Source organism: Aquincola agrisoli, assembly GCF_036621135.1.
GTDB classification, from domain to species: Bacteria; Pseudomonadota; Gammaproteobacteria; order Burkholderiales; family Burkholderiaceae_C; genus Aquincola; species Aquincola agrisoli.
This window is the reverse complement of record NZ_JAZIBG010000028.1, coordinates 538230-552703: the sequence shown is the minus strand read 5'-3', so window position 1 is coordinate 552703 and position 14474 is coordinate 538230. Positions and strand designations below refer to the sequence as shown.

The 14474-nt window shown below is 72.1% G+C and carries 11 protein-coding genes; 8 read left to right on the top strand and 3 right to left on the bottom strand.

The window, feature by feature from the left end; all coding sequences use genetic code 11:
• Positions 1 to 3: 3 nt before the first annotated feature.
• From V4F39_RS14320 to V4F39_RS14310, 3 genes are read left to right on the top strand one after another with little or no spacing between them, the layout of a single operon-like run.
• A complete protein-coding gene (locus V4F39_RS14320) occupies positions 4 to 831 on the top strand; it encodes a hypothetical protein (protein ID WP_332290200.1) in 828 nt (275 codons plus the stop codon).
• Positions 832 to 875: 44 nt separating this feature from the next.
• Positions 876 to 2870 (top strand): acetoacetate--CoA ligase, encoded by a 1995-nt coding sequence (locus V4F39_RS14315; RefSeq protein ID WP_332290199.1) that lies wholly within the window; start codon positions 876 to 878, stop codon positions 2868 to 2870.
• On the top strand, positions 2867 to 3727 hold the full coding sequence (locus tag V4F39_RS14310; protein ID WP_378234961.1) for an SDR family oxidoreductase: 861 nt from the start codon (positions 2867 to 2869) through the stop codon (positions 3725 to 3727). Before V4F39_RS14315 ends, V4F39_RS14310 begins: the two co-directional genes overlap by 4 nt.
• Positions 3728 to 3867: 140 nt before the next feature.
• Here the strand turns inward: V4F39_RS14310 and V4F39_RS14305 are convergent, their stop codons facing one another.
• Positions 3868 to 5109, bottom strand: coding sequence for an FAD-dependent monooxygenase (locus V4F39_RS14305; protein ID WP_332290197.1), 1242 nt, complete (start codon positions 5107 to 5109; stop codon positions 3868 to 3870).
• Positions 5110 to 5165: 56 nt separating this feature from the next.
• Here V4F39_RS14305 and V4F39_RS14300 point away from each other — a divergent pair, with 56 nt between their 5' ends.
• The 4 genes from V4F39_RS14300 (at position 5166) to V4F39_RS14285 (ending at position 9701) form a co-directional block, all read left to right on the top strand.
• Positions 5166 to 6218 (top strand): SPFH domain-containing protein, encoded by a 1053-nt coding sequence (locus V4F39_RS14300; RefSeq protein ID WP_332290196.1) that lies wholly within the window; start codon positions 5166 to 5168, stop codon positions 6216 to 6218.
• 73 nt (positions 6219 to 6291) lie between these two features.
• Positions 6292 to 7866: a DUF4178 domain-containing protein gene (locus V4F39_RS14295; RefSeq protein WP_332290195.1), complete on the top strand. Its 1575-nt coding sequence runs from the start codon at positions 6292 to 6294 to the stop codon at positions 7864 to 7866.
• A gap of 42 nt (positions 7867 to 7908) precedes the next feature.
• A complete protein-coding gene (locus V4F39_RS14290) occupies positions 7909 to 8130 on the top strand; it encodes a DUF350 domain-containing protein (RefSeq protein ID WP_332290579.1) in 222 nt (73 codons plus the stop codon).
• The gene (locus tag V4F39_RS14285; RefSeq protein ID WP_332290194.1) at positions 8127 to 9701 is read left to right on the top strand and encodes a polyamine aminopropyltransferase; all 1575 of its coding nucleotides are present in this window, start codon (positions 8127 to 8129) and stop codon (positions 9699 to 9701) included. Before V4F39_RS14290 ends, V4F39_RS14285 begins: the two co-directional genes overlap by 4 nt.
• Positions 9702 to 9712: 11 nt before the next feature.
• Here V4F39_RS14285 and V4F39_RS14280 read toward each other — a convergent pair whose 3' ends face one another.
• The gene (locus tag V4F39_RS14280) at positions 9713 to 10930 is read right to left on the bottom strand and encodes an IS110 family RNA-guided transposase (protein ID WP_332290192.1); all 1218 of its coding nucleotides are present in this window, start codon (positions 10928 to 10930) and stop codon (positions 9713 to 9715) included.
• A gap of 386 nt (positions 10931 to 11316) precedes the next feature.
• Between V4F39_RS14280 and V4F39_RS14275 the strand changes: the two genes are divergently transcribed.
• Entirely contained in the window at positions 11317 to 12936 is a 1620-nt protein-coding gene (locus V4F39_RS14275) for an FAD-dependent oxidoreductase (protein ID WP_332290191.1), read from the top strand.
• 16 nt (positions 12937 to 12952) lie between these two features.
• On the opposite strand, the gene V4F39_RS14270 is transcribed toward V4F39_RS14275, so the two are convergent.
• Positions 12953 to 14392 carry a sensor domain-containing diguanylate cyclase gene (locus V4F39_RS14270; RefSeq protein WP_332290578.1) on the bottom strand — a complete coding sequence of 480 codons (1440 nt, stop codon included), beginning with the start codon at positions 14390 to 14392 and terminating at the stop codon, positions 12953 to 12955.
• Positions 14393 to 14474: the final 82 nt, after the last annotated feature.

Sequence of the window (14474 nt, the reverse complement as noted above, 5' to 3'; positions counted from 1 at the left end):
GCCATGGGCTTGTTCAGCGACCGCTTCTCGGCCGGCGCGCACCGGCTGCGCTGGCTGGAGTACACGCAGTATGCCGGCCGGCTGCTGGCCGGCGGCCGTGCGCCGTGGCGCGACACCGCGGCCTGCATCGCCTGGTACCGCAAGGCACAGGGCCTGCTGCGCTCCGACGTGGTGACGCTGCCGGTCGACGCGGTCTGCGATGCGTGGCTCGAGGCGCACCCGCTGCTGCGCGAGGCGATGGCGGCGAAGGCGCGCCCCCTCGCGCCGCTGCGCACGCTGCTGGCCGACGAGGGGCTGCGGCGCCACATGGCCGACCTGGCCGGGGGCGTGCGGGCCGGGCTGCCCGGCGCCGTGCTGGCGCTGGCCTGCCCCTCGCCGCGGCGCTGGGTGGGTGACGCGTTCCGCGCCGCCCACCGCACCGAGGCCGAGGTGGGCGAGGACGAGGCCGACGGCGCGTCGCTGTACATCGCGGACTTCCTGCGCAGCTTCGCGGGCGCGGGGCTCGACGTGCTGCTGCTCGCCGAATCGGCCGCCACGGAGCCCGGCGACGCGGCAGGCATCGAGTGCTACCGCTCGGTGCTGAACGTGGCCGGGCAGTACCGCTGGGACGCCGGCCTGCTCGTGCCGGCGGGCCGCTACCGCGGCGGCGAGGCCGGGCTGCAGTTCGTCATCGCACCGGGCCCGCTGCCCGGGGCTTCGTGGGGGGCGCTGCAGCCCGCCGCGTTCTGGGACGGCGCCGGCATGCTGCCGGGGCCGGCCTTCCACTACGCCGAGATCCCCGACTGGATCGAACCCGAACGTGTGCTCGACCGGCTGGCCCGGTTGAACTGACGCGGCGGGGCGCAAGTACGGCAAGAACACTCAGGAGGACGGCGATGATTGCCGAGGGACAACGCCTGTGGACGCCGCGTGCCGCGTTCGCGGCCGAATCGCAGATGGCGCGCTACATGGACTGGCTGCGCGAGCGCCACGGCCTGGACCTGCCCGACTACGCGGCGCTGTGGCGCTGGTCGATCGACGAAAGCCAGGCGTTCTGGCGCTCGATCTGGTCGTACTTCGACGTGCGCCACGACGGCGCCGCCGAGCCGGTGCTGGTGGGCGAGGGCCTGCGGGGCGCACGCTGGTTCACCGGTGCGCGTGTCAACTACGCCGAGCACCTGCTGCTGCACGAGGCCGATGCCGCGCCGGGCGCCCCCGCCTTCCACCACCTGGGCGAGGCGCGCCCGCGGGGCGCGATGAGCTGGCAGGAACTGGGGCGGCAGGTGCGCATCGTCGCGACGCGGCTGCGGGCGATGGGGGTCGGGCCCGGCGACCGGGTCGTTTCCTACATGCCCAACGTGCCGGAGACGGCGGTGGCGATGATCGCGACGGTGGCGATCGGCGCGGTGTGGTCGTCGGCGGCCATCGAGTTCGGCGTGCGCACGGTCGTCGACCGCTTCGCGCAGATCGCGCCCAAGGTGCTGCTGGCCGCCGACGGCTACCGCTTCGCCGGCAAGTGCATCGACCGCCGGGCGGAGGCGGCCGAGATCGCCGCGGCGCTGCCCTCGCTGGAGCGTGTGCTGTGGCTGCCCTGCCTCGACCCCGGCGGCGCCCCGCCGGCGATCGCGGGGCTCGAGACCTGGGCCTCGTGGCTCGACCATCCCGAGGTGCCGCGCGCCGGCTTCCGCTTCGAGCGCGTGGCGCACGACCATCCGCTGTGGGTGGTGTTCTCCTCGGGCACGACCGGCCTGCCCAAGGCCATCGTGCACGGCCACGCCGGCATGCTGGCCGAGCACCTGAAGCTGATGCACCTGCACCTCAACCTCGGGCCGGGCGCGGTGATGTTCTTCTACAGCACCACCGGGTGGATGATGTGGAACCTGCTGGTCGCGGCGCTGCTCACCGGCGCCGCCGCGGTGCTCTACGACGGCAGCCCGATGCACCCCGACCCCGGCTTCCTGTGGCAGCTGGCGGCCGAGACGCGCACCACCTGCTTCGGCGCCAGCCCGACCTACGTGCAGCACATGGAAAAAGCCGGCCTGCGCCCGGGCGAGGTCTTCGACCTGTCGGCGCTGGAGTCGGTCATCGTCAGCGGCGCGCCGAGCACGCCGGAGACCTTCGGATGGCTCTACGAGTGCGTCAAGCGCGACCTGTGGGTGACCTCGCAGTCCGGCGGCACCGAGATCTGCAGCGGCTTCGTCGGCGCCTCGCCGCTGCTGCCGGTGTATGCCGGCGAGATCCAGGCCCGCATGCTCGGCATGGCCGTGCAGGTGTGGGACGACGCGGGCCGCGAGCTGCACGGCGAGGTTGGCGAGCTGGTGGTGACGCGGCCGTTCCCGTCGATGCCGATCCGGTTCTGGAACGACCCGGACGATGCCCGCTACCGCGAGGCGTACTTCGAGCACTTCCCCGGCGTGTGGCGGCACGGCGACTTCATCCGCATCAACGAGCGCGGCGGCTGCTACATCCACGGCCGCTCTGATTCGACGCTGAACCGCCACGGCGTTCGCATCGGGTCGGCGGAGATCTACCGCGTGGTGGAGGAGCTGGACGAGGTGGCTGACAGCCTGGTGGTGTGCTGCGAGCAGCCGGGCGGGCAGTTCTACATGCCGCTGTTCCTGCGTCTGGCCCCCGGCCGGGTGCTGGACGTCGCGCTGCGCGAGCGCATCGCGCAACGGCTGCGCACCCAGTGCAGCCCGCGCCACGTGCCCGACCGCATGGTCCAGGTCGACGCGATCCCCTACACGCTGACGGGCAAGAAGATGGAGGTGCCGGTGCGCAAGCTGTTGATGGGCTGGCCGCCCGCCGCGGTGGCCAGCCGCGATGCCATGGCCGATCCGGCGGCGCTGGACTGGTTCGCGGGTTTCGCACGGGAGCAGGTGCTCGGATGACGGCAGGAGGCGATGTGCAGCTCAACCTCGATTTCACCGGACGCCACGTCTTCGTCTTCGGCGGCACGACGGGCATCAACTTCGGCATCGCGCAGGCGTTCGTGCGCCAGGGGGCGCAGGTCAGCGTGGCCAGCCGCCGGCCCTACAACGTGCAGGCCGCCGTCGAGGCGCTGGCTGCCATGCCGTCGCTGGCGCGCTCGCCCGAAGGAGCGGCTGCCGTGCACGGCGTCTGCGCGGACGTGCGCGAGTTCGACGAGGTCGGCCGCGCCTTCGAGGAGGCCGCGGCGCGGTTCGGCCCGATCGACGTGCTGGTCTCCGGCGCGGCCGGCAACTTCCTGTGCGAGGCCAAGGCCATGTCGGCCAACGGGTTCCGCGTGGTGGTCGACATCGACCTGATCGGCAGCTTCAACGTGCTGCGGCAGGCCTACCCGCACCTGCGCAGGCCTGGGGCGTCGGTGATCAACATCACGGCGCCCCAGTCGGCGGTGCCGATGCGCTACCAGGCGCATGCCTGCGCGGCCAAGGCCGGCGTCGACCAGCTCACCCGCGTGCTGGCGCTGGAGTGGGGCGGCGAAGGAGTGCGGGTCAATGCGATCTCGCCGGGGCCGATCGAGGGCACCGAGGGCTTCCGCAAGCTGATGGCGCCCGACGCGGTGGCCCGCGAGGCGGCGGTGGCCGCGGTGCCGCTGCAGCGCTTTGGCAGCACCGACGACATCGCCAACCTGGCGCTGTTCCTTGCGTCGCCGTATGCCGGCTACGTCTCCGGCGCGGTGATCCCGTGCGACGGCGGCGGCGCGCTGGACAGCGTGAAGCCGACGCTGGAACGCGCCGGCCAGGAGGACGCCGCGGCGGCGTAGGCCCAAGAGGGCAGGGTGCGGACCCCGAGGCGTGGCGGGCCGTGGTGCCCGCCCGGCGGGTGGCGGCATGTACCCGTGACGCCGGGTGCCCCATCCCCCGCGGGCCAGCGCCGGGTGCCCCATTCCACCGGGTGCCCGATCTACCGGCGCCCGAACATCATCTGCCGCGCGAGGGCCTTCTTGACGGGCGGCAGCTTGTCCAGCAGCGCCAGCCCCAGCCCGCGCGCCGCACCCATCCCGGGCCACTGCCAGGTGAAGCTGCGGGCCAGGAAGTCGGTCGCGGCGATCATCGCCCACCGGTCGGGGGCGCGCTGCCACTCCACCTGGCGCAGCGCGGCGTCGAGGTCCGGCGCACGCCGCGCCAGCCGCGCGGCCTCGGTCGTGCGGCGCAGCGATTCGGCCAGCGCGTAGGCGTCGCGCAGGCCCAGGTTGAGCCCTTGCCCGGCCACCGGGTGCAGCGTCTGCGCCGCATTGCCGATGCGGATCTGCCGGCCGCGCACCAGCGTGCGTTCGGCCGCCAGCCCGAGCGCGAAGTGCTTGAGCGGCGACACCGCCGCCACGCGCCCCACCTCGGGCGGGAACAGCGTGTTCAGCACCGCGACGCGCTGCGTGTCGTCAAGTTCCGCCACCGGGTCGTCGTCACCCGGCACGCACCACACCAGCGCCGCGCGCTGCCCGCCGTCGATGCCGGGCCGCAGTGGCAGCAGCGCGGCGGGTCCGTGGCGCGTGAAGCGCTCGACCGCCATGCCGGGGCGGCCGCCTTCCAGCGTCACGGTGCCGACCCACGCCGTCTGGCCGTAGTCGTGCGCCAGCCGCCGGCCGCGCCCGGCGGGCACGGCGACACGGTCGGCGAACACGCCGCCTTCGGCGATCACCGCGAGGTCGAAGCGCTCGGCGACGCCGGCATCGAGCTCCACGCCGTGCGGCACGTCCTTCAGCGCGGCCACCGGCGTGCCGAACCGGGTGTGCAGGCGCTGCGGCGCCGCGGCGGCTTCGGCCTCCCAGACCCGCTGCAGCGGCGCGACCAGCGCGCCGTAGCTCAGCACGGCGCCCAGCATGGGCACGCCCTGGTCGGCGGCCCGCAGCCGCACCTGCGGCGCCAGCAGCGTCGAGCCCAGCGTGGGCGGCTGCTGCGAGACGTGCACCTCGTCGATCGGCTGCGCCTGCGTGGCGTCCCAGGCCCCCAGCCGCTGCAGCAGGTGCACGCTGCCCAGTGCCAGCGCGAGCGTGCGCGGATCGGCGGAGACGTCGCGGTCCGCGGGCCGCGCGTCGAAGAGCGAGACCTGCGCGTCGGGCAGGCTGCGGGCGGCCAGCAGCGCGAGCGCGAGGCCCGCCGGCCCGGCGCCGACGATGGCCAGATGGAGCGGTTGGTCAGGGGTCACGCCGCGTATTATTCGCCGCCACGCGGGCCATGCCTGTAACGAGAGGGAGCGATCGAATGGCGCTGATGGATTTCATCAAGAAGCAGTTCATCGACATCATCGAGTGGACCGAGGCGCGCGACGGCGTGCTGGCGTGGCGGTTCCCGATGCAGGACCGCGAGATCCAGAACGGCGCCTCGCTCACGGTGCGCGAATCGCAGCTCGCGATGTTCGTCAACGAAGGCCAGGCGGCCGACGTCTTCGGCCCCGGCATGCACAGTCTGACGACGCAGACGCTGCCGGTGCTCACCTACCTGAAGCACTGGGACAAGCTGTTCCAGAGTCCGTTCAAGAGCGACGTCTACTTCTTCAGCACGCGCCAGCAGGTCGACCGCCGCTGGGGCACGAGCCAGCCGGTGACCATCCGCGACAAGGACTTCGGCGCCGTGCGGCTGCGCGCCTTCGGCAACTACGCCTACCGCGTCGTCGACCCCAAGCTGTTCCACACGCAGATCTCGGGCACGCGCGACACCTACACGGCCGAAGACCTCGATGGCCAGCTGCGCGGGCTGATGTTGCAGCACATCAGCGACGCGGTGGCGGGCAGCGGCATCCCCTTCCTCGACCTCGCGGCCAACCAGGTGGAGTTCGCGGCGCAGCTGCGCGAGGCCACGGGCCCGGCCTTCGCGGCGCTGGGCCTGGCGCTGGAAAGCGTGACGGTGCAGAACGTCTCGCTGCCGGAAGAGCTGCAGAAGATCCTCGACCAGAAGATCGGCATGGGCATGGTCGGCCAGGACATGGGCAGGTTCATGCAGTACCAGACGGCACAGTCGCTGCCCAAGTTCGCCGAGGGCGCGGCGGCGGGCGGCGGCATCGCGGGCGATGCCATGGGCCTGGGCGCCGGCGTGGCGCTGGGCCAGGTGATGGCGCAGCAGCTCGGCCAGGGCCTGCAGGGGCAGGGAGCGGCCGCGCCGGCGGGGGCCACCCCGGCCGCATCGGCCCCGGCGGGCATCGCGCCCGACGAGGTGATGGCCACGATCGAGAAGCTGGCCGACCTGAAGGCCAAGGGCATCCTGACCGACGAGGAATTCAGCGCCAAGAAGGCCGAGCTGCTGAAGAAGCTCGTTTGAGCCGGGCTGCGTTCAAGCCGGCCCGTGTCCCTTCCGGGTGCGGGCCGACCTGCCCGGCGGGCGGGGGGCGGACATGACCGGCCGCACCTGGCGCGCGGCCTGCCCCAGCTGCGGCGCGCCGGTCGACTTCCAGTCCGCGGCGTCGGCCAGCGCCGTCTGCAGCTACTGCCGCAGCACGCTGGTGCGCGACGGCGAGGCGCTGCGCCGCATCGGCCAGAGCGCCGAGCTGTTCGACGACCACACGCCGCTGCAGCTCGGCGCGGCCGGCCGCTACCAGGGCGAGCCGTTCACGCTGCTCGGCCGGCTGCAGATGGCCTACGAGGGCGGCACGTGGAACGAGTGGCACGCGCTGTTCGACAACGGCCGCACCGGCTGGCTGAGCGAGGACAACGGCGCCTACGTATTGGCGTTCGACGCACCCGTGCCGGCCGATGCGCCGCAGCCCGGCGCGCTGCGAGCCGGCGAGCGGCGTGCGGTCGGCGGCCAGGCCTGGGAGGTGGCCTCCGTGCAGCGCGCGAAGCTGCTGGCCGCCCAGGGCGAGCTGCCCGCGCCGCCGCCGCGGGCCGCCGAGTTCACCGTGGCCGACCTGCGCAGCACGCGCGGCGAGGTCGCCACGCTCGACGACGCCGACCCGGCACGCCTGGGCTGGTCGGTGGGGCGCGCAGTGGCGCTGGCCGAGCTGTCGATGACCGGCCTTTCCGAGGAGAGCGAGAAGACGCTGCGCGGCCGCAGCTTCGAATGCCCCCATTGCGGCGCCCCGCTGACCGCGCGGCTCGCCAGCACGCAGAGCATGGTCTGCGGCCAGTGCAAGGCGGTGGTCGACCTGTCGGCCGGCGTGGGCGCCGACCTGGCCCACTACACGCAGGCCCAGGGCCACCTCGACGGCGGCCAGCCGCAGATCCCACTGGGCAGCACCGGCACGCTGGCGCTCGGCGGCGAGGCGCTGCCTTGGCAGGTGGTGGGCTACGTGGAGCGTGCGGAGCTGCCCGAGGAGGCGGAGGACGAGCAGACCTTCTGGCGCGAATACCTGCTCTACCACCGCAGCGCCGGCTTCGCGTTCCTGGTGGACGCGGACGACGGCTGGAGCTGGGCCCGCCCGATCACCGGCGTGCCGGAGCGGGTGGGCGAGCACGTCAAGCAGGACGGCGTGCAGTACAAGCCGCTCTACACCTACACCGGCACGGTGACCTACGTGCTCGGCGAGTTCTACTGGCGGCTGCAGCGCGACGAGCGCACCCGCAACACCGACTACCGGGGCCTGGGCGCCCACGCGCGCAAGCGGCTCAACCGCGAGGCCGCCGGCAGCGAGGTCACCTGGTCGGCCGGCGAGGCGCTGGAGGCGGCCACGGTCGCCCGGGCCTTCCGGCTGCCCGACGACCGGCTGTCCGCGCTGCAGCGCGACACGCTGCCCCTGGGCGGCGGCAGCGGCGCCGGCCTGCTGAAGCCCTTGTTGATCTTCGGGCTGCTGGTGGTGATCATCGTCGTGCTCACCCAGTGCGGCGGCGATGATTGCGACGAGCTGCGCAGCACCTTCGGCGCCGGCAGCAACGAATACCGCCAGTGCCTGCAGTCGGGCGGCGGCGGCACCGGCATGCGCACCGGCGGCGGCGCGTTCGGCGGCTTCAGCACCGGCGGCGGCCACAAGTGACCATCCCCCCGACGATCTGCACCACACGAGGAGAACACGATGATGGGTTTTGAATGGCTGCGGCCCGCGGCGGTGTTCGGCTCGCTGCTCTATGCGTTGATCGGCGTGCTGGTGTTCTGGATCTGCTTCGTCATCATCGACAAGCTCACGCCGTACGACCTGTGGGCCGAGATCGTCGAGAGGAAGAACACCGCGCTGGCGATCGTGGTCGGAGCGATGTGCATCGCGATCGGGCTGATCGTGTCGGCGGCCGTGCACGGATGACCGAGCCCCCGCTGCTGCGCGTGGCCGCCGTCGCGCGCATCTCGCCGGCCGAACTGGCGCTGCTGGCGTCGGTCTTCGTCGTCGCGGCCTGCGGGCTGGTCTACGAGCTGGCCGCAGGCGCGCTCGCGAGCTACCTGCTCGGCGACTCGGTGCTGCAGTTCTCGACCATCATCGGCGCCTACCTGTTCGCGATGGGCATCGGCTCGTGGCTGTCGCGCTTCGTCGAGCGGCAGCTGATCGCGCAGTTCCTGCGCATCGAACTGCTGGTCGGGCTGGTCGGCGGCCTGATGCCGGCGGCGCTGTTCGTCGCGCACAGCCTGCTGCCGGTGTCGGCGCTGCTGCCCTTCCGCACGCTGCTGTACGGGCTGGTGCTGCTCGTGGGCACGCTGGTGGGCTTGGAGATCCCGCTGGTCATGCGCATCCTCAAGCGGCATTTCGGCCAGCGCTACGCGCTCAAGGAGCTGGTGTCGCAGGTGCTGACCTTCGACTACCTCGGCGCGCTCGCGGTGGCGCTGGCCTTCCCGCTGCTGTTCGTGCCGCAGCTCGGCCTGGTGCGCACCGGGCTCTTCTTCGGGCTGCTCAACGTGGCGGTGGCGGTGTGGGCGCTGTGGCTCTTTCGCGGCGAGCTGCGCCAGGCCGCCGCCCACGGGCTGGCCTGCGCGGCGGTGGGCGGCACGCTGGCGCTGGTGTGGGCGATGTCGGACCACATCACCACCTGGGCCGAAGACCGCTTCTACGGCGAGGGCGTGGTGCTGCGCGCCAGCAGCGACTACCAGCGCATCGTCGTCACCTCGGGCCCGGCGGGCGTGCGGCTCTTCCTCAACGGCAACCTGCAGTTCCATTCGCGCGACGAGTACCGCTACCACGAGGCGCTGGTGCATCCCGCGATGGCGGCGCACGGCGCGCCGCGGCGCGTGCTGGTGGTCGGCGGCGGCGACGGCCTGGCGGTGCGCGAGGTGCTCAAGTACCCGACCGTCGAGCAGGTCACGCTGGTGGAGCTGGATCCGCACATCACGCGGCTCTTCGCCGAGCAGCCGATGCTGCGCAAGCTCAACGCCGATGCGCTGCATTCGCCCAAGCTGCGCATCGTCAACGCGGACGCCTTCCTGTGGCTCGAGCAGAGCGAGGAGACCTTCGACGTGATCGTGGTCGACTTCCCCGACCCCAGCAACTTCTCGCTCGGCAAGCTCTACACCACCAGCTTCTACCAACTCGTCGACCAGCACCTGTCGGCCGACGGCTATGCGGTGGTGCAGACGACGTCACCGCTGGTGGCGCGCCGCAGCTTCTGGACCGTGGACGCCACGATCCGGGCCGTGGGCCTCGACACCCGGCCGTACCACGCCCATGTGCCGAGCTTCGGCGAGTGGGGTTTCATCATCGCGAGCCGCCGGCCCTGGCGCATGCCGCAGGCCCTGCCCGGCGGGCTGCGCTTCCTCACGCTGGAAGGGCTGCCGGGGCTGCTGCAGTTCCCTCCCGACATGGCCTGGCTGCCGGCCGAGCCGAACCGCCTGTCGAACCAGGTGCTGGTGCACACCTTCGAGGAGGAGTGGGGGCGGGTGCATCAATGAGACATCCTGGGTCAACCTCCCCCAGTAAGGGCGAGCTTTGCGAGGCCGCCGTGCAGTGCCGGGTCGTAGGGTTTGCGGTCGGTCCAGGCACGCCAGATCACGCGCAGCCAAGCGCGAGCCAGGATGCGGATGGCGTGGGTGTGATCGCATCCCCGGGCGCGGGCGGCCTGGTAGGTGCTGCGTGCCCAGTCATTGGCGTGGCGCGAGTTGTCGGCCAGACAGGTGATGGCTTGGCGCAGGCGGTGGTTACAGGCCCAGCGGAAGGCCACGCTGCGGGTCTTGCCCGACTGGTAGGTCACAGGCACGGCGCCGGCCTCAGCGGCGAGCAGATCAGCGCTGGGGAAGCGCTCGCGCACGTCGCCGAGCTCGGCCAGGATCTGCGCTGCGCAGACCTGGCCCGCGCGCGGGAAAGACATCATCAGCAACCCATCGGGCAGCGAGTGCATGAACTGCTCGATGCGTCGGGTGAGGTCGGTGATCTGGCCCACGATCGGGACCAGCACGGCCACATGCGCACGCACGACGTCCGCCATCGCCTGCTCGGTGTGCTCGCCCACGCGGCCCGGCGCCGCAGCGCGCAGCCTGCTGAGCAAATCCTCTGCGCTGCGCCGACCGCTGTAGTGCTGGACCTTGCAGAAGCGCTGCAGCTGCGCTTCGGTGAGTCGACGAGCGGAGCGCGGCGAGGGGTAGCGCCGCAGGAATGCCAGGCCGATGGGCGAGGCGACGTCGGCAAAGATGCAAGCCGCACCAGGCCAGAACGCCTGCAGCGTGGCGGTGAGCTGGTTTGCTGCGGCCACTCGAGCAGCGACGAGATCGTCACGCGAGCGCACCAGCGCGCGCAGCGCGCGGATGTCATCGGACTGCTGAGCCAGTGCACGCCAGCGATGGCCGTCGGTGCGCAGCAAGTCGGCCAGCAGGTAGGCATCGCTGGCATCGCTCTTGGCGCCGTGGCTGCGGTAGCGCGGGCGACTGGCCTTGACCGCATTGGGGTGGATCGGGAAGACCTCGTGACCGGCCTCGACCAACGCATCGACGATCAGGCCAGAAGGCCGCTCGATGGCGATGCGCAGGCGTGGACCGTGGCGCAGCAGCCGGCGCTTCAACTCCGCCAAGCCGTCGCGATCGTGAGCGACCTCGAAGCGATCGAGCACCGCGCCGGCGGCGTCGATGATGCACACCGCGTGCGTATGCACCGCCCAGTCCAGCCCGGCGAAAACATCGTTGCTCATGGACAAACTCCTGGCAGTTGCGGTATGACTGCCGATGTCGGAAGGCGCGGCGGGGAGCTCATAAACAGGCGCTCCAGCTTGTCCGGCCTGGCGCTACATCTTGGGGCCCGTCGTGGCCTTCCGGCACCCTGGGGGCTGCAGGTCTCATTGGGGCCTTGGGCAGGCAAGCGCCGCAGGCAGTCACCGCAGGGGCACGGAAGTCGAGTCACACCTTGGGCGCCATTAGCCCGAGGTGTCAAGAACACGGCACGCGCGACAGGGCACGTTGAACACGGGTTGCCCACCGCGGCGGTCGGCCGGTTCGTCGCAAGCGCCGACCGACCGCCGCCGTGGACAACCCTGCATCGCAACGCTTCAATGGTCCTCATGGACCGAGAGGTTGCCTTATGAGCCCCGTGCCGAAGCCGGCGGTGCGCGCCGGAGGCCTCGCCCGCCGGGACGTGCTGGCGGGCCTGTGCGCGGCCCCGTGGCTGGCGGGCTGCACGCCGCCGGCGGCCACGGGGTGGGCGGGCGGCTGGGTCGGGGCGCGCGCCGAGCGCGGGCACCTGCTGCGCGGCACGCCCGGCGCCGAGCCGGCCGCGCCGGCATTGCAGCGGCGCGCCGCCGTGCTCGTCGTCGGTGCCGGCGTGGCCGGGCTGGCGGCGGCGCGTGCGCTGGTGCAGGGCGGCGTCGACGACGTGCAGGTCTTCGACCTGGAGGACCAGGCCGGCGGCAACAGCCGCGGCCATGCGATGGGCGGCATGGCCTGCCCGCTGGGGGCGCACTACCTGCCGCTGCCCGGCCCGGGGGCGCCGGAGGTGGCCGAGTGGCTGGCCGAGCTGGGCGTGTCGCGGCAGGAGGCCGGCCGCACGGTCTATGACGAGCGCCACCTGTGCCACAGCCCGCAGGAGCGCCTGTTCATCGACGGCGCCTGGCACGAGGGGCTGCTGCCGCCCGCCGAGCCCGGCTCGCGCACGCTGGCGAGTTACCGCCGCTTCGCCGCCGCGGTGCGCGACGTGCAGCGTGCGCTGCCGTTCGCGGTGCCGACGCTCGGCACCCCCTGGTATGCCGGCCATGCCGCGCTGGACGCGCAGACCTTTTCCGCCTGGCTGCAGGTGCGGCAGTTCGACGATGCGCGCCTCGTCGCCTACCTCGACTACTGCTGCCGGGACGACTACGGCGCCGGCATCGCGACGGTGTCCGCCTGGGCCGGCCTGCACTACTTCGCGAGCCGCCACGGTTTCCATGCGCCCGGCGAGGAGGCCGAACCGGAACCGGTGCTCACCTGGCCCGAGGGCAACGGCTGGCTGGTGCGCCACCTGGCGCAGGCGGTCGGTGGGGACCGCCTGCACACGGGCTGCCTCGTGCAGCGCGTGGTCGAGGAGCGCCACGGTGTACGGATAGACGTGTGGAACGCCGCGGCCGAGCGGGCCGAGCGATGGACGGCAGACCACGCGGTGCTGGCGCTGCCGCTCTTCGTCGCGGCCCGGGTGCTGCAGACGCCGCCGCCCGCGCTGGCCGAGGCGGCCGCCGTGCTGCGCTACGCGCCGTGGCTGGTGGCCAACCTGCAGCTGGGGGAGGCGCTGCTCGACCGCCCGGGCGCGCCGCCGTCTTGGGACAACGTGCTGCATGGCAGCCGGATGCTCGGCTACGTCGATGCGATGCACCAGCGCACGCGCCCGCATGCCGGCCCGACGGTGCTGACCGCGTACTGGGCGCTGCCGCAGGACGAACGCTCGGCCCTGCTGCTGCGCCCGTGGGAAGCCTGGGCGCAGGCCATCGTCGACGAGCTCTCGCTGGCCCACCCCGACCTGCCGCGCAAGGTGGTGCAGGCGGACCTGATGCGCTACGGCCACGCGATGAGCATCCCGGTGCCCGGCGTGCGCGGGCACGCCGCCCTGCGTGCGCTGGGCGAGCCCCAGGGCCGGCTGCACTTCGTGCATGCCGACCTGTCGGGCTGCTCGATGTTCGAGGAGGCCTTCACCCGCGGCACGCAGGCCGGGCGGCGCATCGCCGCCGGGGCCTGAGGCGCGGCGGCGCGCGTCAGTCCAACGGCGCCCAGTTGCTGCGCCGGTCGTTGCGGCGGTTGGCGTAGAAGCTGCGCTTGGACTCGTACATCTGCTGGTCGGCGCGGTGCACCATCGATTCGAGCCGCGTGCCGGCCTCGCCGATCGACAGGCCCATCGACAGGCTCAACGGCAGGCCGCCGTGGAACTGGTTGTTCAGCGCCAGCAGCTCGCGCAGCTGTTCCATCATCCGCTCGCCGCCGGCCTGGTCGGTGCCCGGCAGCAGCAGCGCAAACTCGTCGCCGCCGATGCGCGAAGCCGTCGCGGGCGCCTCGACGAGCTTGGACAGCACCTCCCCGGTGCGGCGCAGCAGCGCGTCGCCGGCGACGTGGCCGCCCTTGTCGTTGGCGGCCTTCAGGCCGTTGAGGTCGACCATCACCACGGCGATCGGCCACGGGCCCTTGCGCTCCAGCCGCTGCAGCTCCTCGGTGAAGAAGGAGCGGTTGGTCAGGCCGGTCAGCACGTCGTGCCGGCCCAGGTATTCCAGGTAGGCCTCGGCCTTCTTGCGGGCGGTGATGTCGGTCAGCGAGATCAGCACCTGGTCCCAGCGCTGCTCGTGGCCAGGCAGCACCGAGAACTGCATGTAGACGTTGAGCTTGTCGCCGTTGAGCGCGTAGTTCACCACCTCGCGCTGCTGGAACAGCTTGCCGTTCCACAGGTCGTGCAGCTGCTCGGCGAAATGCGCGCGCATCTCGTCGCGGAAGACCTTGCCCAGGCTGGCCAGCAGCGTGGGCTTGTCGGGCGCCTGGAACATCGCCAGCGTCTGCCGGTTGACGTCGATCACGCGGATCTCCTGCATGCAGCGCTCGACGAACTCCGGGTGCACGTCGGTGAACACGCGGAAGTCGTCGATGCCCTGCATGCGCACCTCCTCGAGCAGGCGGCGGATGGTGCCGAAGTCCTCGACCCACAGCGACACCGGGGAGTGCTCGAAGAGCCCGCGAGCGTACTGCTCGCTGGCGCGCACCGCGCGCTCGGCGCGGGCGCGGTCGGTCACGTCGTCGATCGCCAGCAGCACCCGGCTCCAGTCGTGCTCGTGGCCCGGCAGCACCGTGGCGTCGAGCGTGATGGCCAGCCGCCGGCCGTCGAGCGTGTAGTTGACGGTGTGGCTGCTGAAGTGCAGGTGGCCGTCCCACAGCTGCGCCAGCTCCTCGACGTGCTGGTCGAACATGTCGTCGCGGAACACGCGGTCGAGGTTGCCGACCAGTTCTTCGAAGCTCGACGCCTTGAACATCTGCAGCGTGCGGCGGTTGACGCGCAGCAGCTTGATGCTGCGCGAGCACTCGGCCACCCGGTCGGGCTGGCCGCGCAGGAAGGCCCGCAGGTCCTTCACGCCGGCCGCGCGCCACTGGTCGAACAGCGGCCTCAGGCCTGAAAAGTCTTCCAGCCAGAGCGACACCGGGGCCAGCTCGAACATCTCGGCGTAAACATCAACCAAGGTAGACCGCTCCACAAGAGGGGGACTTTGAGGGGAACTCAAAATTGTCTCATTTGGTTGC